Source organism: Leifsonia sp. NPDC014704 (genome assembly GCF_043083605.1).
In the GTDB taxonomy this organism is placed as follows: Bacteria; Actinomycetota; Actinomycetes; order Actinomycetales; family Microbacteriaceae; genus Leifsonia.
The window spans coordinates 1,335,565-1,357,241 of record NZ_JBIBYW010000002.1 but is presented as its reverse complement, the minus strand read 5'-3'; the positions used below and the strand labels follow the sequence as shown (position 1 = coordinate 1,357,241).

Sequence of the window (21,677 nt, the reverse complement as noted above, 5' to 3'; positions counted from 1 at the left end):
CAAATGATGCAAGAAGCAATTCGAGCCGGGGCCCGACGCCGATCAGGCGATGCGGCCGAGCGACGCCATGGCCGCCTTCACGAGCGCACCGCGGCCGCCTTCGAGCTCCTCCGACACCGTCAGCGATACGGCTTCTTCCGGTGTCATCCACGTCAGCTCCAGGGCGTCCTGTCGCGGATCGCACGTGCCGGTGACCGGCACGACATAGGCGAGCGACACGGCGTGCTGTCGCTCGTCGGTGTACGGCGACACCCCCGGCATCGGGAAGTACTCGGCCACCTGGAACGGGACCGGGCTCGCCGGCAGCTGCGGGAAGGCCATGGGCCCGAGGTCCTTCTCGAGGTGACGGAACAGCGCCTCGCGCAGCGTCTCGCCGTACATGACGCGGCCGGAGACGAGCGTGCGGGTGATCTGCCCGACGGCGTTGGCGCGCAGCAGGATGCCGACTTCGGTCACCTGCCCGAGGCCGTCGACCCGCACGGGCACGGCCTCCACATACAGCAGCGGGAGCCGGCGGCGAATCTGCTCCAGCTCGATGTCCGACAGCCAGGCCGGCCCCGGCTGCGGGCCGTCTCCGGGCAGGGGGTCGGGCGTGGGGTCCGGATCCGGGGTGCGAACGCTCATGCATGAATCCTACGGACGAGATCGGCGACCACCTACGGCAGCCAGGACGATCTGTGGATGACGCCACTCCGACGGGGGCTGTGGACGACTCCGGTTCCCAGCACACAATGGAGGGTGCCGTTTCCCGCTCCCGACCTGCGCATCGACCGCGACGCCGTCCTCTGGTCCGCCTCGGAGCGCGACCGCGCCGGTCGACCGCTGCTGGTGCTCCTTCACGGCTACGCCTCCGACGAAGCCGACCTGTTCGGCATCGCAGCCTACCTTCCGCTGGAGCCGGTGATCGCGTCGCTGCGCGCGCCCATCCCCGAGGGCGCCGGCTTCGCCTGGTTCTCGCGCTTCACGAACGTGCCGGGCGATCCGCTCGCCGGCAACGCCGATGCCGCCGCACGCGCCGTGCTCGACTGGCTGGATGAGCAGCCGCGCGTGCCAACGGGACTCCTCGGCTTCTCGCAGGGCGGCGCGATGGCGCTCCAGCTGCTGCGCCTCGCCCCGGAGCGTTTCGACTACGCCGTCCAGCTCTCCGGCTTCGTCGTGAAGGGCGATCAGCCGCGGGACGCGGAGCTCGCCGAAGCGCAGGTTCCCGTCTTCTGGGGCCGCGGAACGCTGGACGACGCCATCCCGACTGCGTCCCTCGACCGGACGTCGGACTGGCTTCCGGAGCACTCCGCCCTCGACGCCCGCATCTACGAGGGGATGGGACACGCCATCTCGCCGCTCGAACTCGGCGACATCTCATCCTTCATCCGCACGAATCTGCCTCGCTGAGCGTTATCCACAGGTCTTGCGGGAGCCCCTGACAGTGTCGGTGGCCGGGTGCAGGATGGAGGGATGGCCGATGTGCTGGATCGATTCTCCCCCGCGACCCGGGAGTGGTTCCGGGGGGCGTTCGCCGCGCCCACGGCCGCGCAGGAGGGCGCGTGGGAGGCCATCTCGCACGGCAAGCACGCACTGGTCATCGCACCGACCGGGTCGGGCAAGACTCTCGCCTCCTTCCTCTGGGCGATCGACCGACTCGCGAACGACCCGCGTCCCGCCGACGCGAAGCCCGGTACGCGGGTCCTGTACATCTCGCCGCTGAAGGCTCTGGGCGTGGATGTGGAGCGCAATCTGCGTGCTCCCCTCGTCGGCGTGACGCAGACGGCCAAGCGACTGGGAGCCGAGCCACCGCACGTCAGCGTCGGGGTGCGTTCGGGCGACACACCGGCCTCGGACCGGCGGGCGCTGCTGAGCAATCCGCCCGACATCCTCATCACGACTCCCGAGTCGCTGTTCCTGATGCTCACCTCGCAGGCGCGTGAAACGCTGACCTCGGTCGAGACGGTGATCGTCGACGAGGTGCACGCCGTGGCGTCGACCAAGCGCGGAGCGCACCTAGCACTGTCGCTCGAGCGGCTCGACCAACTGCTAGAGCGGCCGGCACAGCGCATCGGGCTGTCGGCGACCGTCCGACCGCCGGAGGAAGTCGCGCGGTTCCTCGCGGGAAGCGCACCCGTGGAGGTCGTCGCGCCGCCGGCCGGAAAGCGCTTCGATCTGCGCGTGGTGGTCCCCGTCGAGGACATGAGCGAGCTCGGCACCTCCACGTACGCCAGCGAGAATCCGGGAGACGGCTCTCCGCCCCAGGCCGGTTCGATCTGGCCGCACGTCGAAGAGGCGATCGTCGACCGCGTGCTCGAGAACCGCTCCACCATCGTCTTCACCAACTCGCGGCGGCTCGCCGAACGTCTGACGGCCCGGCTGAACGAGATCTACGAGGAGAGGATCCTCGGCGGAACGGCCGGCGAGGCGCCGAGTCGCGCGCCTGCGGAACTGATGGGGGGCTCGGGCCAGACCCGCGGGTCGCAGACCGTCGCCGATGCGGAAGCGCTCGTGCTGGCACGCGCCCACCACGGCTCGGTCAGCAAGGAGCAGCGGGCGCTCATCGAAGACGATCTCAAGTCCGGTCGCCTCCGCTGCGTGGTCGCCACGTCGAGCCTCGAACTCGGCATCGACATGGGAGCCGTCGACCTGGTCGTCCAGGTGGAGGCTCCGCCCTCTGTCGCGAGCGGGCTCCAGCGCGTCGGCCGGGCCGGACACCAGGTCGGCGAGATCTCGCGCGGCGTCGTCTTCCCGAAGCACCGCGCCGACCTCATCCACTCGGCGGTCGCCACGGAGCGGATGACCGCCGGGTTGATCGAGTCGCTCTCCGTCCCGGCGAACCCGCTCGACATCCTCGCCCAGCAGACGGTCGCCGCGGCGGCCCTCGAATCCATCGACGCCGACGACTGGTTCGACACGGTGAGGCGGAGCGCGCCGTTCTCGACGCTGCCCCGCAGCGCTTACGACGCGACGCTCGACCTCCTGGCCGGTCGCTATCCGTCGGACGAGTTCGCCGAGCTCCGGCCCCGCATCGTCTGGGACCGCGACACCGGTGCCATCACCGGACGCCCGGGCGCGCAGCGTCTGGCCGTGACGAGCGGGGGGACCATCCCCGACCGCGGCATGTTCGGCGTCTACATGGTGGGCGAGAAGGCCAGCCGGGTCGGCGAGCTCGACGAGGAGATGGTCTACGAGTCGCGGGTCGGCGACGTGTTCGCGCTCGGCTCGACGAGCTGGCGCATCCAGGAGATCACGCACGACCGCGTCCTCGTCACGCCCGCGTTCGGCGAACCCGGCCGGCTGCCGTTCTGGAAGGGTGACGGGATCGGGCGTCCCGCCGAGCTCGGCCGCGCGGTCGGCGCGTTCATGCGCGAGCTGAGCACGGCCGCACCGGCGGATGCAGAACTGCGCTGCGTCGAAGCCGGCCTCGACGCGTGGGCGACGAACAACCTGCTGTCGTTCCTGCGCGAGCAAAAGGAGGCGACCGGCCACGTCCCGACCGACAAGACGCTCGTCGTCGAGCGCTTCCGCGATGAGCTCGGCGACTGGCGGGTGGTGCTGCATTCCCCGTTCGGCATGCAGGTGCATTCGCCGTGGGCGCTCGCGGTGCAGGCCCGGGTGCGCGAGCGGTACGGGGTCGACGCGGGGGCGATGGCGGCCGACGACGGCATCGTCGTCCGCATCCCCGACACCGAGGCGCAGCCGCCCGGTGGCGAACTCTTCGTGTTCGAACCGCAGGAGCTGGATGAACTGGTGACGGCGGAGGTCGGCGGTTCGGCCCTGTTCGCCTCGCGCTTCCGTGAGTCCGCTGCCCGCGCACTTCTGCTGCCCAAGTACAACCCGGGCAAACGCTCGCCGTTGTGGCAGCAGCGGCAGAAGGCGGCGCAGCTGCTGGATGTGGCGCGCAAGTACCCGAGCTTCCCGATCATCCTCGAGACCATCCGCGAGGTGCTGCAGGATGTCTACGATCTCACTGCGCTGACGGATGTCGCGAAGCAGATCGAGCAGCGCAGCATTCGGCTGGTCGAGGCGTCGACCGAGACCGCCTCTCCCTTCGCGCGGTCGCTGCTCTTCGGATATGTCGCTGCGTTCATGTACGAGGGCGACAGCCCCTTGGCGGAGCGTCGGGCTGCGGCGCTCTCCCTCGATGCCGGACTGCTCGCCGAACTGCTCGGCCGGGCGGAACTCCGCGAACTGCTCGATCCGACGGTCATCGAGCGCGTCGAGCTGCAACTGCAGCGGCTCGCACCCGAACGCCGCGTGCGTGGGGTCGAGGGCGTCGCCGACCTGTTGCGACTGCTGGGTCCGCTGTCGGTGGAGGAGGTGGCCGAGCGTCTCGAAGCCGAAGGGGAGAGGGCTACCTCCGCCCGTTCGGCGGAGTCCGACGAGGCCGGCCGACCCGACGAGGGCGGCCGACCCGACGAGGGCGGCGAACCCGGCGCGCCAGAGCTCACGGCACCGCACGCAGACCGGGAGACCGCCACCGGACATCTTGCGACCCTGGTCGATACGCACCGGGCGCTCGCGGTCACCATCGCGGGAGTGGAGCGCTTCGCCGCGATCGAAGACGCCAGTCGCCTCCGCGACGCCCTGGGAGTCCCGCTCCCGATCGGCGTCCCGGTGGCCTTCATCGAACCCGTCGACGACCCGCTCGGCGACCTGGTGAGCCGCTTCGCGCGCACGCACGGGCCGTTCGAGACGGTCGACATCGCGAGCCGGCTCGGTCTCGGCCCGGCGATCGTCCACGACGCCCTCCGACGGCTCGCGCGCGACGGGCGTGTGGTCGAGGGCGAGTTCCGCCCGCACGCACACGGCAGCGAGTGGAGCGACGCCGAAGTCCTCCGACGGCTGAGACGCATGTCTCTGGCGGCACTGCGCCACGAGGTCGAGCCGGTCGACACCGCCACCTTCGGGCGATTCCTTCCCGAGTGGCAGCACGTCGGCTCCACGCTGCGCGGGGTGGATGCGGTCGCCTCGGTGATCGAGCAGCTGTCCGGCGCGCGCATCCCGGCGTCGGCGTGGGAGTCGCTCGTCCTTCCGAGCCGGGTGGCCGACTACAGCCCCGCGATGCTCGACGAGCTGACGGCCACGGGCGAGGTGATCTGGTCGGGCGACGGCAGCCTGCCCGGCGACGACGGTTGGATCAGCCTTCATCTCGCCGATTCGGCCCCGCTCACGCTGGCGCCGCCCTCGGATCACGAGCCGGATGAGCTGCAGCGCGGCATTCTGGATGCGCTCGGCCGCGGAGGCGGCTACTTCTTCCGTCAGCTGTCCGACACGCTCGGCACCGAGCGCGGCTCGGCGATCGACGACTCCGAACTCGTGACGGCGCTGTGGGACCTGGTGTGGGCCGGGCGCATCACGAACGACACCCTCGCGCCGTTGCGCACCCTGACGGCAGGCGGCTCCGGGGCGCACAAGCGACCGCGCCAGCCGACACGGGCGCGCATGTACCGCGGCCGCGTACCGACGCGAAGCGCGATGGTCACGCGGATGGGGCCGCCGACCGTGGCCGGACGATGGTCACTGCTGCCCGAGCGCGACCTCGACTCCACCGTGCGCGCGCACGGCCAGGCCGAGACGCTTCTCGACCGCTACGGCGTCGTCACCCGCGGATCCGTCATGAACGAGGGGACGCCCGGAGGTTTCGCGCTCGCGTACAAGGTGCTCAGCGGATTCGAGGAGACCGGGCGGGCGCGCCGCGGCTACTTCATCGAGACGCTGGGCGGCGCGCAGTTCGCCAACGGTGCGACGGTCGACCGATTGCGGTCGTACGCGCGCGACCACACGCAGCAGCGCCCGTACGAGGCCGTCGCGCTGGCCGCGACCGACCCCGCGAACCCGTACGGCGCGGCGCTCCCGTGGCCGGCGGTGCCGAGCGAGAGCGGCACGGGCCATCGCCCGGGGCGAAAGGCCGGAGCGCTGGTCGTGCTCGTCGATGGCGAGCTGACGCTCTACGTCGAGCGCGGAGGGAAGAGCCTGCTCTGCTTCGTGGCCGATGCCGCCGGCTCCGAAGGCGCAACCGGGGCCGATCAACCGACGGTGGAGTCGGGCCTCGTACTCGCCGCGGCGGCCCGCGCCCTCGCCGCGCTCGTCACGTCGCGCCGCGTCAACAAGCTCGCCGTGGAGACCGTCAACGGCGGATTCATCCTCGGCACGCCCGTTGGCGATGCGCTGTCCAAGGCGGGCTTCCTCGCCACTCCGCGTGGATTGCGGCTGCGGTCATGAGCGACGACACCCGCCCCGGAGCCGCGCATGCCTGAGGGCGACACCGTCTACCAGGCGGCTCAGCGCCTCCACCGCGCCCTGGCAGGCAAGATCCTCACCCGAACCGATTTCCGCGTCCCCGCGTACGCCACCGTCGACCTCTCCGGTGAACGCATGGACGAGGTCATCAGTCGCGGCAAGCACCTGCTGATGCATGTCGGCGAGCACACCATCCACAGTCACCTCAAGATGGAGGGATCGTGGGAGGTGTACCCGCCCGACGGCCGCTGGCGGCACCCTGGCTACCAGGCGCGGGCGGTGCTCCGCACGGCCGACACGCAGGCCGTCGGGTTCCAGCTCGGTGTGCTGGAGGTTCTCCCCCGCGACCGGGAGGACGACGTGGTCGGGCATCTCGGGCCCGACCTCCTCGGCCCCGACTGGGACGCCGATGAGGCTGTCCGCCGGGTCACCGCGCATCCGGACGTGCCGGTGGCGGTCGCGCTCCTCGACCAGCGCAACCTCGCCGGCCTCGGCAACGTCTACGCAAACGAACTGTGCTTCCTGCGCGGGATGCTTCCCACCCGACCGGTTCGGGATGCCGACATCCCCGCGGCCGTCGACCTCGGTCACCGGCTCATCACGGCGAACCGCGACCGTCCGCTCCGCGTGACCACCGGCGACACCCGCCGCGGACGCAATACATGGGTCTACGGCCGCCGCGGCCAGCCCTGCCGTCGCTGCGGCACGCGCATCCAATCGTCGTCGCTGGGCCGGACGGAACTCGAAGAGCGGGTCACGTACTTCTGCCCGGTCTGCCAGACGTAGCAGACCGGGCAGAAGCCGAACCGGGCAGAACCGGAGAACCGGAGAAGGAACCGCAGAGCGTCAGGCCGCGGCCTCGTCCTCATCCTGCTCGGCGGCACCCGTGCGCACGGTCTCGAGCGCGGCGGACCAGGCCTCGAGCTGGTCGAACAGCGGGGTCAGAGCGGCGGTCTGCTGCTCGGTCGGCTTCAGCTGCCAGTTCTCGAAGTCGTGAGCGAGGCTGAGGCCAACGTGCGCGCTGACCGTGGCGACCTGGAGCTGCGACAGCACCAGACGCAGGTGCTCGACGGCGCGAGCGCCACCGAAGACGCCGTAGCTGACGAACCCGGCGGCCTTGTTGTACCACTCGGCCCCGACGTAGTCGATCGCGTTCTTGAGGGCGCCGGAGGTGCTGTGGTTGTACTCGGGGGTGACGAACACGAAGCCGTCGAACTCGGCGATCTTCGCCGCCCACGCCTTGGTGTGCTCACCGGCGTACTGGCCCATGGCGGCGGGCATGGCCTCGTCGAGGTGCGGGAGGTCCCAGTCCTTCAGGTCGACGAGCTCGTACTCGACGCCGGAGCGCTTCGCGGCGTTCTCGTAGACCCAGCGGGCGACGGCCTCGCCGTTGCGCCCGGGACGCGTGCTTCCGATGATGATGGCGATCTTCGTCATGTCAGCCTTTCGTTTTTGATGACGTGTCATCCAACGCGAACCAGCCGCGTTCGTGATTCATTCCCGGCTAGGCTCGCCCCATGTCCGACCAGCGCGAACACCGCAACGACGACATCCATCTGCCCGAGGATGCGTCCGAGAACGAACGACGCCAGGCGGGCGACCGGCTGCGCGAGCGGATCTACGTCACCTTCACGGCCCTCGCGATCCTCATGGCGATGAACTCGCACGGAGAGGCGCTCGACTCGCCCACCGTGCTCTGGACGCTGGTCATCTCCGTCGTCGGAGTGCTGCTGGCCGGCCTCGTCTCGGACCTCGTGTCGCACATGATCGTGCACAACACCCTCCCGTCGGTGGCAGAGTTCCGGCACATGCTGGCGGTATCGTCGCGCGCGCTCGGCGTGCTGGTGGTGCCGCTCATCGCCGTGGGGCTGGCGGTGTTCGACGTCATCGAGGACCGCACCGGCCTCACCATCGCGATCGTCGCGCTGATCGCCTCGCTCGCGGTGATCACGCGCATCGCCGTCTCGCGCACCGGACTCTCCGGCTGGCGGCAGCTCGCGGTGCTCGTCGTGGTGGTCGCGCTCGGCGTGCTCGTCGTCTTCCTCGAGGCTCTCGCCCACTGACCCTCGGCGCGTGTCAGGATGGCGTATGGCCATCGTGCGCACCCGTCCCGACCCGCGAAAGCTGACGGACGACGAGCTGGAGCTGTTCCGCTCCTTCCATCTGATGCGGCGCGGATTCGACCGGACGTTGGATGCGCAGCTGCAGCAGGACGACGGCATCTCGATCTCCGAGCTCGAAGTGCTGATGGCTCTCGTCCACTCGCCGGGGCGCCGGCTCCGGGTCCGGGATCTGGTGGATGCGACGGGCTGGGAGAAGAGTCGCGTCTCGCACCAGGTGACCCGCATGGTCGCCCGCGGATTCGTCGAGCGCCAGGAGTGCGAGGAGGACCGCCGCGCGATGTGGATCCACCTCACCGGCGAGGGCCGGCGCGTGGTGGTGCGCGCGCTGCCGAAGCACTCGGCGACCATCCGCCGCATCCTGTTCGACGCCCTCAGCCGCGAGCAGCAGGAGCAGCTGCTCGGCATCGCCCGCACGATGAACGCGGCGATCGACGACGAAGACTGCGAGCCGCCCGCCGACTGCGGCGACTGAGCGTTCTCGCAGACGACGGACCGCCGCATCCGGGACTCCGCTGGGAGGCTGGGGCGGAAAAGCTGGTGATTCCTCGGGAACACCGCGCGAAACCAGGCGGTTCCAAGCCGACGCCCCCTAGCGTTTCGGTGTGCGACGCCCGAACTTCCCCGCCTCAGATCCCGGTGCGGACGGCAGCTACCAGCTGCCGCCCACCCAGGTGTTCGGACGCGCGCCGTCCGCCGACCCGCGCCGCCCCGTGCGCGCGACGCGTCCGGCCTCCGGTGTACCGACGGGGAGCGGCGGTGCCGCGAGCGGTGGTGCCGCGAGTGGTGCACCGTTCGACCCGTTCGGGATGGGCGGCGACGCGCCCGGCCTCGGCGGTGACGGCGCCGGACGCCGCGGCGGCAACGGCCGAGGCAACGGCGGCAGTGGAGGCGGCGGCAACGGCGACGGAACCGGCGGCGACGACGGCGGCATCCCCACTCCGCCCCCGGGCGGGCGCCGTGACAAAGCGCCGCGGAAGCGCCGCCGCACGAAGCGCATCATCGGCTGGACCGCCGCGGCCCTCGCGGTGATCCTCGTCGTGGTGGGCGGGTACGCCGCCTACAGCTACTTCCGGTTCGTCGGCGGCGTCAAGCATGTGGATGTGATCTCCAAGCCCGCGAACGATGTCGACGGTCAGGACCAGAACATCCTGCTGGTCGGTGACGATCATCGGCCCGACGGAGCCTCGCAGGCGGAGCTCGACCAGCTGAGCACCACCGACGACGGCGGCGGGACCAACACGGACACGATGATGATCCTGCACATCCCCGCGAACGGGAAGTCGGCGACGCTGATCTCACTGCCGCGCGACTCCTGGGTCGAGGTGCCGGGCCACGGAATGAACAAGCTCAACGCCGCCTTCTCGCTGGGCGGCGGCGCGACGGATGCGGCGAGCGGTGCGAAGCTGCTCATCCAGACCGTGCAGAACCTCACCGGCCTCAGCATCGACCACTATGTGCGCGTCTCGCTGCTCGGCTTCTACACGATCGCGCAGGCGCTCGGCCCGGTGCAGGTGTGCCTGAACAACGCCGTGGACGACCCGTACTCCGGCGCCAACTTCCCGGCGGGCGTCTCGACGCTGGACGCGAAGCAGGCGCTGTCGTTCGTGCGTCAGCGCCACGGACTCCCCCGCGGCGACCTCGACCGCGTCGTGCGGCAGCAGTACTTCCTGTCGGTCGAGGCGCACAAGTTCCTGTCCGCCGGCACGCTGCTGAACCCGGGCAAGCTGACGAAGGTGCTGGATGCGGTGAGCGGCTCGCTGGAGACCGATCCCGGCCTGAACTTCCTTCAGCTGGCCGCCCAGCTGCAGGGGCTGACCGGCGGGAAGATCCAGTCGGCGACGATCCCGATCTCGGGCACGCCGACGATCACGGTCGACGGCGACGACATCTCGATCGTCGAGGTCGACACCGCTGCGATGCCCGCGTTCATCCAGAGCCTGATGGGCACCCCGAGCGCCTACGATAAGGCGACGGCGGCGAAGCCGGCGGACACCTCGGTGACCGTGCTGAACGGCGGCAGTCAGAACGGCGCTGCGACGACCGCCAGCCAGACCCTCGCGGCCGCCGGCTTCAAGACGGGCACTCCGGGTGACGCCGACACTCGCGCGACGACGGTGATCCAGTACCCGTCCGGACAGGAGGCGCAGGCGAAGGCCGTCGCCGCCTACCTGCCGGGCGCGAGCGTGCAGGAGACCTCGTCCGTGAGCACCGTCACGGTCGTCCTCGGCGACGACGGCATCATGCCGGCGGCTCCGTCGGCGGGTGGTGGCACCGCGCCTGCCCCGGCCGCGACGCCCACGCCGACGGGGCCCGCGACGAACTACAGCGACACCGTCTGCATCAACTGATCGCCGGGCCGGGCGGGTACGGCGATCAGTCGAACAGGCGACGGAAGACGTTGGTGTCCGCCAGGTCGATCAGCTCGTCGCCTCGGCCGTTCATGATCGTCCGCAGGGCGTACAGCGTGAAACCGCTGACCTGCTTCGCGGTGATCGCCGGCGGGATGCTGAGCTCCTGCCGGGCGGTCACCACATCCACCAGGGCGGGGCCGTCGTGGGCGAACGCCGTCCGCAGCGCGCTCTCCAACTCATCCGGCTTCTCCACCCGCTGACCATGCAGGCCCGCGGCCTGGGCGATCTGCGCGAAGTCGGGGTTCTCGAGGCTGGTGCCGAAGTTGACGAACCCGGCGGCCTTCATCTCGACCTCGACGAAGTTGAGCGAGGAGTTGTTGAAGACCACGATCTTCACCGGCAGCTTGTTCTGCCGCAGGGTGAGGAGTTCGCCGAGGAGCATCGCGAGGCCGCCATCCCCGGCGAGCGCGACCACCTGTCGCCCCGGGAACGCGGTCTGCGCGCCGATCGCCTGCGGCAGCGCGTTCGCCATGCTGCCGTGGGTGAACGAGCCGATCAGTCGCCGGCGCCCGTTCATCCGGAGGTAGCGGGCGGCCCAGACCACCGGCGAGCCGACGTCCGGCAGGAACACGGCGTCATCCGACGCGAGCTCGCTGATCAGCCGCGCGACGTACTGCGGGTGGATGGGCGTGCGGTTGCGGTCGTTGACCGCCAGGTCGTCGAGGCTCTTGCGCGTCTTGGCGTAGTGACTGAGCGACGAGTCGAGGTGCTTGCGGTCCTTGCGGTCCTTCAGGAGCGGGAGCAGCGCATCCACCGTGTCCTTCACGCTTCCGACGAGACCCAGGTCGAGCGGGACCCGCCTGCCGAGGTTCTCGCCGCGGACGTCGACCTGCACGATCTTCGCCTTCGATGGGAAGAACTGCTGGTACGGGAAGTCGGTGCCGAGCATCAGCAGCGCGTCGCACGACTCCATCGCGCGGTAACCGGACGAGAAGCCGAGGAGGCCGGTCATGCCGACGTCGTACGGGTTGTCGTACTCGACGAACTCCTTGCCGCGCATGGCGTGGACGATCGGCGCCTGCAGCTTCTGGGCGATGGCGAGCAGCTGATCGTGCCCGCCCTCCGCCCCTGCGCCGGCGAGGATGGTGACCCGCTTCGCGTCGTTGAGGATGTCGGCGGCGGCCTGGAGCTCGGGATCGGTGGGCCGGGTCACGCGCGGCGAGAAGGTGATCGGCGCCGACTTGCGGCGGCCCGCACTGTCGGCGAGGAAGATCTCGCCCGGCACGACGATCACCGCGACGCCGCGGCGCTCCACAGCGGTGCGCATGGCGATCTCGAGGATGCGCGGCATCTGGTCCGCCTGGCTGACGAGCTCGGTGTAGACGCTCGCCTCGCGGAACAGCTCCTGCGGGTGCGTCTCCTGGAAGTACCCGCTGCCGATCTCGGCTCCCGGGATCTGCGCGGCGATCGCGAGCACGGGGACGCGGCTGCGGTTGGCGTCGTACAACCCGTTGATGAGGTGCGTGTTGCCGGGCCCGCAGCTGCCGGCGCAGACGGCGAGCTCGCCGGTCAGCGCCGCCTCGGCGGACGCTGCGAAAGCCGCCGCCTCCTCGTGCCGCACGTGCTCCCACGTCACGCCGTCATTCCGCCGGATCGCGTCGGTGAACCCGTTGAGCGAGTCCCCGGGAATGCCGTAGACGCGCGTCACGCCCGCATCCCTCAGAATCTCGACGGCGGTATCGGCGACAGTGGGCACGGCGGTCTCCCCTCGACTCGGATGCGGTGCTTCCGGCCCGCAGCGAGCGGCCCGGCACAGGCAACGCTACGCCGCGCAGGTGAATCGTCGCATCCTCCTCAAAGCAACTGTGCGTTAACGTGAGCGCATCATGGTGAAGCAGGAGCGGGCGCAGGTGACGCGCGGGACGATCGTCTCCGGAGCCGCCGCGGTCTTCGGCCGCCGAGGATACGGCCTCGCCTCGATCGCCGACATCGCCGCCGAGGCGGGCGTGACCAAGGGGGCGCTGTACTTCCACTTCCCGTCGAAGGACGAACTGGCCCGTGCCGTCATCACCGAGCAGCACCGGCGCACCATGGTCGCCGCGGCCGAGGTGGTCCAGCAGGGGCTCCCGGGACTGGAGACGATGGTGCGGCTGAGCGCCGTGCTCGCGCACCAGCTGCTGACGGATCCTGTCGTCCAGGCCGGCATCCGGCTCACGACGGATGTGTCGATGTTCGATCCACCGGTGACCGAGCCGTACGAGGACTGGCTGCGCACAACGGAAGCGCTGTTCCGCCAGGCCGCCGAGGAGGGCGACCTCCGGCCGGATCTCGACCCGGGGATGCTGGCGACCGTGGTCGTTCCCGCCTACACCGGAGTCCAGCTGGTGTCAGAGACGGTCGCGGGGCGGACGGACCTGCTCGAGCGGGTGCGCGACCTCTGGACGGTGCTCCTGCCGGGCATCGTGCCCCCCGCCGAATACGAGCGACTCCGCAGCCTCCCCGCTCTCATCCGCTGACGCCGCGCAGACTCATCGGGTTGACGCAACACGCCGTCCGGCGGCAGCGGTTGACGGCGTGTTGCGTCAACTCCGCGCTCAAGCCGTACCGACCCGGCCGCAGCGCCCCCAATCCGCTACGGCCGCGCCGGAATGCATGCTAATTGTACGCCAGAACCGGACGATCGGTATGGACTCTCGGGCGACGCTCGGCGCGGGCCGGGAGAACCCGTCCCCTAGACTTGGCCGATGGGGAACGCCGGAGACGGCGGAAGCATCATGGGGAGGGGCAGCATGTCGTCTCGGGGCAGCAAGCAGAAGAAGCGCGCAACGATGCGGCTCGTCTACATCGACTTCTGGTCGGCCCTGAAGATGTCGTTCCTCGTCAGCATCATCGTCGCGGCCATCACCGTCGTCATCGGCCTCCTGATCTGGAGCGCGCTCGAACGATTCGGTCTGGTTGCGGCCGCGAGCAACTTCCTCGAGGACATTGCGGGGGCGCAGGGTGCCAATCTCGTCGCCGGTCTGACCTTCCCGAACGTGATGACGTTCACGCTCGTCGTCGCACTGCTCGAAGTGATCGTGGTGTCCGCGCTCGGCGCTATCTTCGCCGCCCTCTTCAACCTCGCCGTCCACGTGGTGGGCGGCTGGAAGGTCACCTTCGGGAGCGACTGAGCTCCAGCCCGCCGACCAGCAGGTCGACGCCGAAGACGAAGGCGGCCGCAGGGTCGTCCTCGTCGAGCGGTGAGCTATCGCCGGCCGCCAGCACGCCGAGTGAGTCGTACTGCAGGCGCTGCTGCTCGTGCGAGACGTGGCCGAGCACGAAGTGCAGCAACGCGGTGGCGGCACGTCGGGAGGTCTCGGCGTCGAAGCCGCCTCGCGCGACCGCGCGGGTGAGGCGGTCCACGGCCTCGGGCGAGCCCAGGCCGAGAGCCAGGGTGCTCGAGACGACCTCGGCGCCGTCGCGGTAAGCGAGGAGCGCATCTCGCAGGGCGGCGGCCTCCGCGCGCACCGAATCGGCCCAGTCGGCATCCTCTCCGGCCGCGTCGACGGCCGCGCCGACGGAAGGCCGCGTGGCGACGATCCGATCGGCGAGCTCCGCGAGGAGCGTCTGCTTGTTCGGGAAGTGCCAGTACAGCGCGCTGGGCTGCACGTCGAGGGATGCGGCGAGCCGCCGCATGGTCAGATCCGGCAGACCGAGGTCGTCGAGGATGCGCAGGGCCGCCTCCACGACGTCGTCGCGCGAGTGTCGTCGTCCGGTTTCGTTCCCTGCCATGTTCTCACTATAGTGAACATCGTTCAGGTGAACACCGTTCAGGTAAGGATGTCCGCATGACCCCCACGACTCCCGTCGCCCCTCGCCGCCGCCTCGACGCGACCGATCTCGCCCGCGTCGCCGTCTTTGCCGCGCTCGTCGCCGTGCTCGGCCTGCCGTCCGGGGTCACCGTGTTCGGCTCGGTGCCGATCACGGCTCAGACTCTCGGCGTCATGCTGGCGGGTGCCATCCTCGGCCCGTGGCTCGGCGCCCTGAGCATGGCCGTCCTGCTTGCCCTCGTCGCGGTCGGGCTGCCGCTCCTCGCGGGCGGACATGGCGGTATCGGAGCCTTCGTCGGACCGTCGGCCGGATACCTGTTCGGCTGGATCGCCGGCGCGTTCGTCATCGGCCTGATCGTGCACACCGGTCGCCGGGCGCCCGTCTGGTGGCGCACGCTGCTCGGGATGATCGTCGGCGGCATCCTCGTCGTCTACCTGTTCGGGGTGCCGGTGCAGAGCCTGGTGACCCGTCTGCCGCTCGACGCGACGGCACTCATGAGCCTCGTCTTCGTCCCCGGCGATCTGGCCAAGGCGGTCATCGCGACGGCGGTCGTCACGACGTTGGTGCGCGCCTACCCCCGAGCATTCCGCCGCAGCTGGGTGAGCGACCAGCCCGACGTCGCCCCGAACGCATCGGTGCCCGCGGAGTCCCGCGTCCCGTGACCGACGCCATCCCGGCGGCCCACACCGCCCCCGACGCCTTCCCCGCCCTGGGGCTGGACGGCGTCGGTGTCCGCCTCGGACAGGTGGACGCGCTCCGCGACGTGAGCCTCGCCCTCGACGCCCGAACCATCGCGGTGGTGGGCGAGAACGGCTCCGGCAAGTCGACCTTCGCACGCCTGCTGGCCGGGCTCGTCGCGCCCACAGCGGGTGTCACGCGCATCCTGGGCCTCGATCCCGTGCGGCAGGCGGCCGAGCTCCGGCGCCGGGTCGCCGTCGTGTTCAGCAACCCCGACGCGCAGATCGTGATGCCCACCGTCGCCGAGGATGTCGCGTTCTCTCTGCGGCCCGAGCGCCTCCGCCGCGAGGAGCTGCGACGTCGAGTGGATGCGGCACTCGAGCGGTTCGGGCTCTCCGCACTGCGCGAGCGGTCGTCGCACGACCTCTCCGGCGGGCAGAAGCAGCTCCTCGCCCTCGCCGGCGCGTTCGTCCGGGAGCCCGAGCTCGTGGTGGCCGACGAGCCGACGACGTACCTCGACGCCCGCAACGCCCGGCGGGTGTCCGATCATCTGCTCTCCGACGGCGGGCACCGGCTGGTGCTCGTCACGCACGATCTCGCCCTCGCCGAACGCTGCGAGACCGCCGTGCTCTTCGCGGGTGGCCAGGTCGAGGCGGTCGGTCGTCCGGCGGAGGTCATCGCCGAGTACGAGGCGGCGCTGGCGTGCTGAGCCTCTACCGGCCGGGGGACGGCCTCCTGCACCGCCTTTGCGCCGGGCCGAAGCTGCTCCTGCTTCTCGCGGTCGTGCTCGCCGTTTCGCTGCTCCCCTCCACGTGGTGGGCGGCCGCGGTCGCCGCCGGCGCTGCGATCGTCGCTTACGCGGTAGCAGGGCTGCGCGACGGGATGCTCGGGATGCGCGAGCTGGGCCGCCAGGTCGTGGCGCTCCGCTGGCTCATCGTCGTGACCATCGGCGCGCAGCTGATCTTCCTCGGACCGGAGCAGGCGGTGTCGAACACCGCACGCGTGACCGCCGCCGTCGTGTTGGCCGGCCTGCTGGTGCTCACCACGCGCGTCAGCGACCTGCTCGACGCCGTCGAGCGCGGGCTGCGGCCGCTCGACCGCCTGCGGTTCGACTCCGAGCGCGCCGCGGTGCTGCTGACCGTTGCCCTGACGACGGTGCCGGTGCTCGGGCGTCTCGCGGGCGAGGTCCGTGAGGCGCAACGCGCCCGAGGAGCGCGGCCGGGGCTCCGCTTCTTCGCGGTGCCCTTCCTCATCCTGTCGCTCAAGCACGCCGACCAGCTCGGCGAGGCGCTCTCCGCACGGGGCGTGCGGTGAGCGGCCGCCCCCGAGTGCTGGGCCCCGTCGTCGACGATCAGACCCGTTGCATCCACTACCGGTCGCCGCTCGATGTGATCGCGATCCGGTTCGCGTGCTGCGGCGAGTATTACCCGTGCCACCTGTGTCACGCGGAGACGGCCGACCACCCCGCCCGGCAGTGGCCGGCCGACCGCCGCGACGAGCGCGCGGTGCTGTGCGGGGTCTGCGGTCACGAGCTGACCATCGCCGACTACCTCGCCACCGACGACTGCCCGGAGTGCGGCGCCGCCTTCAACCCGGGCTGCCGGCTGCACACCCACCTCTACTTCGAGAGCTGAAGCCGCCCGCAACGCGCGGATGCCGGGCACGCTCTCGCGTGCCCGGCATCCGCCAGGGTGCTGCTAGAACCAGCCGAACAGGCGGTCCAGCAGGTCGAGCAGCCAGTCGAGGACCGGGATGCCCGTGTGCGGCTTGTCGGCCTTGACCTTGAGGGTGGTCCAGCCGATCACACTGTTGGACGCGTCCTGCACGGACAGCTTGTGCTGGCCGTTGTCCGCGTCCTTCGGCAGCGTGAGCGTCAGCACGCCGTCCGCCGGGACCTGGACCCATCCACCACTCAGGTTCTGCGGCTTCGAATACAGCCAGACGGACACCCACTCGCCGGCGCGCTGCTTGCCGACGGTCACGCGCACGGTGTCACCCGGGCGGTAGATGTCCTTGTCGACGGTGACCTTGTCCTCGAGCGCCTTCTTGAGCGCCGACTCCTTGGCCGCCTTCGGGTCGGTTCCCGGCTTCGGGTCGGTCGGGGCGTCCGCCACGGTGAGCGGGACGCGGACCGTCGTGCCCGAGTCGGGAGCGGTCAGCACCAGCGCGCTGGCACCCGCCGCATCCGCCGGAACGGTGAAGGTGACGGTCGCGTTGCCCGCGGCATCCACCGGCACGGAGCCGATCGCGGTCGAGCCGTTCCAGGAGAGGTCGAGCTTCGTGTTCGCCGGGCTGCCGAGCGAGGTGAGGTTCAGCTTGGACACCTGGAGGGTGACCTGCTGACCGCGCTGCAGCGTCCCGGTCGGCACGCCGCTGACGCCGACACCACGCTTGGCGAAGCTGGGCGAGAGCGGGCTGTTCTTCTGGATGTAGCTGATCCACGCGTCGCGGTCGATCAGTCCGGAGTCCTTCGTGTTCGACCCGGCAGCGAAGGCGCGGAAGTTGTCGCCGCCCTGCAGGAGGAACGAGAAGGACCCGATGCGGTACGACTTCGCCGGGTCGATCGGCTGACCGTTCACGATGATGCTCGTGATGCGGTCGCCCTCGGGCCGGGTGGCGTCGAACGTGTAGCTGACGTTCTTCGACAGTCCCAGGTTGAGGAACGGCCGGCTCGGAACGGTGCCGTCGGCGTTGCGCTGCCACTGCTGCTCGAGCGCCTGCTTGAACTGCGCCCCGGTGAGGGACGTGGTCCACAGGTTGTTCACGAACGGCAGCACCGCGTTGGCCTGGGCGTAGGTGACCGTCCCGTCGGTGCCGTAGAGGAGCTCCGCCCGCAGACCGCCCGGGTTGACCACGCCGATCTCGGCGCCGCCGAGCTCCTGCGAGGAGAGGCTGGACAGCAGCGAGTCGGCGACCAGGTTGCCCAGGGTCGACTCACTCGAACGGTCGTCGCGCGCTCCGTTGAGGTAAGCCGTGGTGATGTCCTTCGTCACCGAGCCGACCTTCTGGTTGCCGATGACGGCCGCGTCGGCGAGCGCCTTGTTGACGATCGTCTTGACGGCCGCCACCCGCGGGTAGGCGGCGACGAGGGCGTCATCGGCGTCTGTGGTGCGGGCGACGTTGCGGGCGGTGTACGAGGTGACCGTCTCGGTCTCCGGGTCCACCGTCAGCTTCACCTGTCCGATGTTCTCGCCGTAGCTGCCGGTCTGCAGGATCGGGCGGGTCTTGCCGTCCACTCCCGGAACCGGAGCATCCCACGCGTACTGCTTGTGCGTGTGGCCGGTGAAGATCGCCGCGACCTTCGCGCTCGTCTTGGTGACGATGTCGGCGAACGCACCGCCGGCAGCGACCTCCTGCTCGAGCGTCGCACCCTCCGGCGTGCCGGAGCCGGCGCCCTCGTGGTACTCCGCGACCAGCACGTCGGCCTCGCCGTTGGCAGGGTCGCCGTCCGTCAGCTCGCCGGCGACGCGGTTGACCGCCTCCACCGGGTCGCCGAAGTCGAGCGACGAGATGCCGTCCGGCGAGACGAGGGTCGGGGTCTCCTGCGTCACGGCTCCGATGACGCCGACGGTCAGCCCGTCGATGTCGAACGTGGCGTACTCGGGGAGCGCCGGGGTCTTCGTGCCCTTCTCGTACACGTTCGCGCCGAGGTAGGAGAAGTCGGCCGCATCCTTCACGCGTCCGGTCAGGTCGGCGAAGCCCTTGTCGAACTCGTGGTTGCCGACTGCGCTCGTCTTCAGCTGCAGCGTGTTGAGCACGTCGATCGTCGGGATGTCACCCGCCGTCGCCGAGGCGAACAGGGACGCGCCGATGTTGTCGCCGTCGGAGAGGAAAAGCGAGTTCGCCTCGCCCGCCTCCGCCTTGAGCTTCTCGATCGTTCCCGCGAACTTCACGGTGTTCGCGTCGATCCTGCCGTGGAAGTCGTTGATGTTCAGCAGGTTGAGCGTGACCGGCTTCGCCGCGAGGCCGAGGCCCACGACGATCGGGTCGTGGTCGCTCGACCGGTACGGGTCGGCCGCGTAGAAGTTCGTGACGTTGTAGTTGTAGCGGCTGTACTCCAGCGCCACGGACTCGCCCGAGTTGATGTTCCACACATCCGCGCCGGTGATGGCCGTGTTCGCCGCGGGCGACGCGAGGACGTGGTCGAGCGAGCCGACCGTTCCGCCGAAGGAGTAGGTCGCCTTCGCCGTGCGGGTGCTGACCTGGTCGACGTAGCCGGCGTCGGTGAGGACCTTGATCGGGTCCTCCTTCAGGTACGCGTTGAAGTCGCCGATGAGGAGCACCTTGTCGGTCTTCAGTGCGGTCTTGCGCTCGTTCGCGAACGCGACGAGAGCGTTGGCCTGCTTGACGCGGGAGGCGTTGGATGCGCCCTGGCCGTCTCCCTGGTCGGCGTCCTCACCGGTGCCGGACCCCTTCGACTTGAAGTGGTTCACGATGGCGAGGAACGCGGAGGAGTCCTTCGCGCCGACCTTCTTGAAGGCCTGGGCGAGCGGCTGCCGCGCGTTCGAGAACGCCGGGTCGTCGAGGATCTTCGAGTCGCCGACCGGGGCCGCGTTCGCCTTCTTGTAGATGAACGCGGTGCGGATGACGTCCTCCGTCGCCGGGAGGGTCGCGGGCGACTTCACGTACGCCCAGACCTCGGAGCCGGCGGCGGCGTTCAGGGCGGTGACCAGGCTGGCGAGGGCGGAGTCGCGGTTCTCGCCGAAGCGGGCCGAGTTCTCGATCTCCTCGAGCGACACGACGTCGGCGCTCAGGCCGTTGATCGCCGCGACGATCTTGTCCTGCTGGCGCTTCAGGTTGGTCGCGTCGGCGGCGCCGCGGGCGTCGCATCCGCTGTTGACCGTGATGGGGTTGCCGTCGCGGTCGGTGTAGAACGTGCAGCCGCTGAGCTGGTCGCCCGTCGTGGTGAAGTAGTTCAGCACGTTGAACGTCGCGAGCCGCAGGTCGCCACCGACATTCTCGGGGGCGGCGGTGCGGGTGTTCGTGAACGCGACCGGCTGGACCGCGTCGGCGTTCGCCGGTGTGAGCTCGCTGGTCGGCTGGAACTTCCAGGCGTTGTTGCGGTAGTCGAGCACGACCGGCTTCGTGAACGCGACCGGCTCGCCGACGCGGACCGGGTTGCTCAGCGAGAGGTACGGCAAGGGCTTCGACTTGTTGGCCGCGCTCAGGAAGTTGGTGGATGCGCCGTCGTCGAGCGTGACCGCGCGGGCCGCGTTGTCGGCGACGACCGCGGCGTACTCGGGCGAACCCGGACGCGCAGCCTCGGTCGGCTGCACCAGCGGCTTGTCACCGGCGGCGAGGCCGATCTCGCCGTACTGGTTGGCGGCGTACACGTCGGTGACGGTGAACGCGCCCTGCGGCGCGAGAAGCATCCCCTCGAGGCTCTCCCGCTGGGTGGCCGTGCCGGGCAGGCCCACCGCGGCGGGCACCGGTGCGGTGACCGTCGACGCGTCGAGCTTCGTCACGCCGGTCGCGGTGATCTCCGTGAGGCCGTTGAACTCGCTGACGGCGCCCGTGACCTTCACGTAGTCGCCCGCGGCGACCGTTCCGGCGAAGGACGAGCCGTAGACGAAGACGGCGTCGGAGGCCGTGTGCGTGGCGAGGTCGACCGCGCCGCCCGTCCCGGGGGTCTGGATGTAGAACCCGTTGAACCCGCCGGTCGCGTACTGCGCCGTCACGACACCGACGGTGGTGACCGTCGTGCCCGCCTTCGGGCTGGTGTCGCCGGTGCCCTGGATCTCCGCGATCGGGACGGTGGCGCCGTCGCCGGGCGTGCCCGGGTCACCGGGGTCGCCCGGGTCGCCGGGCGCGCTCGCGGCGTTCTGCGGCGTGATCGTGGCGCTGAGGGTGAAGTCCGCGCTGTTGTCGTCGGTGTCGGCGAAGTTCGTGCGGACCAGCGACTTGACGTCGGTGTTGCCCGACGGGGCCGTGGCCTTCGCCTTCTCGAACGTGTTCGAGGTGCCGTAGCCGAGGAGGTCGGCGACGTTCGCGTTGCCGGTCACCGAGCCGGTCGGGAGGGTCAGCGCCGAAGCCGTCTTGGCGAGGACCAGGGTGCCGGTGGTGCCGCTCGGGTTGAGGGCGCCGCTCGCGACATCCGGCGTCGGCAAGGCCTGGCCGTTGGTGCCGTTCGACCCGCCGGCGACGAGGTAGTACCCCTTGGCGCCGATGGAGCCGGTCAGCGGCACGACGCCGGTGGATGCGCTCGTGCCGGTGGCCGGCCGGTACTGGATGCTCCATCCCGCCAGGCTGACGGCGCTGTCCCCTGGGTTGTAGAGCTCGACGAACTTGTTCGTGAAGGCGGCGCCGGCGCTCCCGCCGGACAGATACGCCTCGTTGATGACGACACCGGTGCCGTCGGTGCTGGCGAACGCCGGGGTCGCGACGAGCGAACCGGCGGCGAGGCCGGCCCCCGCGAGCGCGGCGGCGGCGACACGCGCCAGCCTGCCGAATCTGGTTGACATTGTTCTCCTCGGTCGGTGAGGTGTGGGAT

Annotated in this window: 17 protein-coding genes; 12 read left to right on the top strand and 5 right to left on the bottom strand. The window is 70.3% G+C overall.

From position 1 onward, the window contains the following. Positions 1-42: 42 nt before the first annotated feature. Positions 43-624 carry an NUDIX hydrolase family protein gene (locus ACF1AJ_RS18050; protein WP_018192021.1) on the bottom strand — a complete coding sequence of 194 codons (582 nt, stop codon included), beginning with the start codon at positions 622-624 and terminating at the stop codon, positions 43-45. A 114-nt stretch (positions 625-738) separates the two neighbouring features. Here ACF1AJ_RS18050 and ACF1AJ_RS18045 point away from each other — a divergent pair, with 114 nt between their 5' ends. The 3 genes from ACF1AJ_RS18045 (at position 739) to ACF1AJ_RS18035 (ending at position 7,011) form a co-directional block, all read left to right on the top strand. Beyond that, positions 739-1,389, top strand: coding sequence for a dienelactone hydrolase family protein (locus tag ACF1AJ_RS18045; RefSeq protein WP_309853582.1), 651 nt, complete (start codon positions 739-741; stop codon positions 1,387-1,389). A gap of 63 nt (positions 1,390-1,452) precedes the next feature. Then, complete coding sequence (locus ACF1AJ_RS18040; RefSeq protein WP_391508604.1) at positions 1,453-6,207, top strand: DEAD/DEAH box helicase; 4,755 nt, start codon at positions 1,453-1,455, stop codon at positions 6,205-6,207. A gap of 27 nt (positions 6,208-6,234) precedes the next feature. Further along, entirely contained in the window at positions 6,235-7,011 is a 777-nt protein-coding gene (locus tag ACF1AJ_RS18035; RefSeq protein ID WP_391508603.1) for a DNA-formamidopyrimidine glycosylase family protein, read from the top strand. Between the two features lie 60 nt (positions 7,012-7,071). Here ACF1AJ_RS18035 and ACF1AJ_RS18030 read toward each other — a convergent pair whose 3' ends face one another. Further along, positions 7,072-7,662: an NADPH-dependent FMN reductase gene (locus tag ACF1AJ_RS18030; RefSeq protein ID WP_391508602.1), complete on the bottom strand. Its 591-nt coding sequence runs from the start codon at positions 7,660-7,662 to the stop codon at positions 7,072-7,074. Positions 7,663-7,742: 80 nt separating this feature from the next. Here ACF1AJ_RS18030 and ACF1AJ_RS18025 point away from each other — a divergent pair, with 80 nt between their 5' ends. The 3 genes from ACF1AJ_RS18025 to ACF1AJ_RS18015 all read left to right on the top strand — a co-directional run bounded on the left by ACF1AJ_RS18025 (position 7,743) and on the right by ACF1AJ_RS18015 (position 10,696). Further along, positions 7,743-8,288 carry a hypothetical protein gene (locus ACF1AJ_RS18025; RefSeq protein ID WP_354476833.1) on the top strand — a complete coding sequence of 182 codons (546 nt, stop codon included), beginning with the start codon at positions 7,743-7,745 and terminating at the stop codon, positions 8,286-8,288. A 25-nt stretch (positions 8,289-8,313) separates the two neighbouring features. Continuing rightward, the gene (locus ACF1AJ_RS18020; protein WP_391508601.1) at positions 8,314-8,820 is read left to right on the top strand and encodes a MarR family winged helix-turn-helix transcriptional regulator; all 507 of its coding nucleotides are present in this window, start codon (positions 8,314-8,316) and stop codon (positions 8,818-8,820) included. A gap of 130 nt (positions 8,821-8,950) precedes the next feature. After that, entirely contained in the window at positions 8,951-10,696 is a 1,746-nt protein-coding gene (locus tag ACF1AJ_RS18015; RefSeq protein ID WP_391508600.1) for an LCP family protein, read from the top strand. 25 nt (positions 10,697-10,721) lie between these two features. Here the strand turns inward: ACF1AJ_RS18015 and poxB are convergent, their stop codons facing one another. Then, positions 10,722-12,455 (bottom strand): ubiquinone-dependent pyruvate dehydrogenase, encoded by a 1,734-nt coding sequence (poxB, locus tag ACF1AJ_RS18010; RefSeq protein WP_391508599.1) that lies wholly within the window; start codon positions 12,453-12,455, stop codon positions 10,722-10,724. A 130-nt stretch (positions 12,456-12,585) separates the two neighbouring features. Here poxB and ACF1AJ_RS18005 point away from each other — a divergent pair, with 130 nt between their 5' ends. Next, positions 12,586-13,215 carry a ScbR family autoregulator-binding transcription factor gene (locus ACF1AJ_RS18005; RefSeq protein ID WP_391508598.1) on the top strand — a complete coding sequence of 210 codons (630 nt, stop codon included), beginning with the start codon at positions 12,586-12,588 and terminating at the stop codon, positions 13,213-13,215. Positions 13,216-13,443: 228 nt separating this feature from the next. Next, entirely contained in the window at positions 13,444-13,869 is a 426-nt protein-coding gene (locus ACF1AJ_RS18000; protein WP_309853627.1) for a DUF3566 domain-containing protein, read from the top strand. Here ACF1AJ_RS18000 and ACF1AJ_RS17995 read toward each other — a convergent pair. Further along, a complete protein-coding gene (locus ACF1AJ_RS17995) occupies positions 13,850-14,470 on the bottom strand; it encodes a TetR/AcrR family transcriptional regulator C-terminal domain-containing protein (protein WP_391508597.1) in 621 nt (206 codons plus the stop codon). The two genes, ACF1AJ_RS18000 and ACF1AJ_RS17995, sit on opposite strands and share 20 nt — an antisense overlap. A 56-nt stretch (positions 14,471-14,526) precedes the next feature. Here ACF1AJ_RS17995 and ACF1AJ_RS17990 point away from each other — a divergent pair, with 56 nt between their 5' ends. From ACF1AJ_RS17990 to ACF1AJ_RS17975, 4 genes are read left to right on the top strand one after another with little or no spacing between them, the layout of a single operon-like run. Next, the gene (locus ACF1AJ_RS17990) at positions 14,527-15,171 is read left to right on the top strand and encodes a biotin transporter BioY (RefSeq protein ID WP_391508596.1); all 645 of its coding nucleotides are present in this window, start codon (positions 14,527-14,529) and stop codon (positions 15,169-15,171) included. Then, positions 15,168-15,896 carry an energy-coupling factor ABC transporter ATP-binding protein gene (locus ACF1AJ_RS17985; RefSeq protein WP_391508595.1) on the top strand — a complete coding sequence of 243 codons (729 nt, stop codon included), beginning with the start codon at positions 15,168-15,170 and terminating at the stop codon, positions 15,894-15,896. Before ACF1AJ_RS17990 ends, ACF1AJ_RS17985 begins: the two co-directional genes overlap by 4 nt. Then, positions 15,890-16,501: an energy-coupling factor transporter transmembrane component T gene (locus ACF1AJ_RS17980; protein WP_391508593.1), complete on the top strand. Its 612-nt coding sequence runs from the start codon at positions 15,890-15,892 to the stop codon at positions 16,499-16,501. Before ACF1AJ_RS17985 ends, ACF1AJ_RS17980 begins: the two co-directional genes overlap by 7 nt. Beyond that, the gene (locus tag ACF1AJ_RS17975; protein WP_391508592.1) at positions 16,498-16,821 is read left to right on the top strand and encodes a CHY zinc finger protein; all 324 of its coding nucleotides are present in this window, start codon (positions 16,498-16,500) and stop codon (positions 16,819-16,821) included. Before ACF1AJ_RS17980 ends, ACF1AJ_RS17975 begins: the two co-directional genes overlap by 4 nt. A 63-nt stretch (positions 16,822-16,884) precedes the next feature. On the opposite strand, the gene ACF1AJ_RS17970 is transcribed toward ACF1AJ_RS17975, so the two are convergent. Continuing rightward, a complete protein-coding gene (locus ACF1AJ_RS17970) occupies positions 16,885-21,648 on the bottom strand; it encodes an ExeM/NucH family extracellular endonuclease (RefSeq protein WP_391508591.1) in 4,764 nt (1,587 codons plus the stop codon). Positions 21,649-21,677 lie beyond the last annotated feature (29 nt).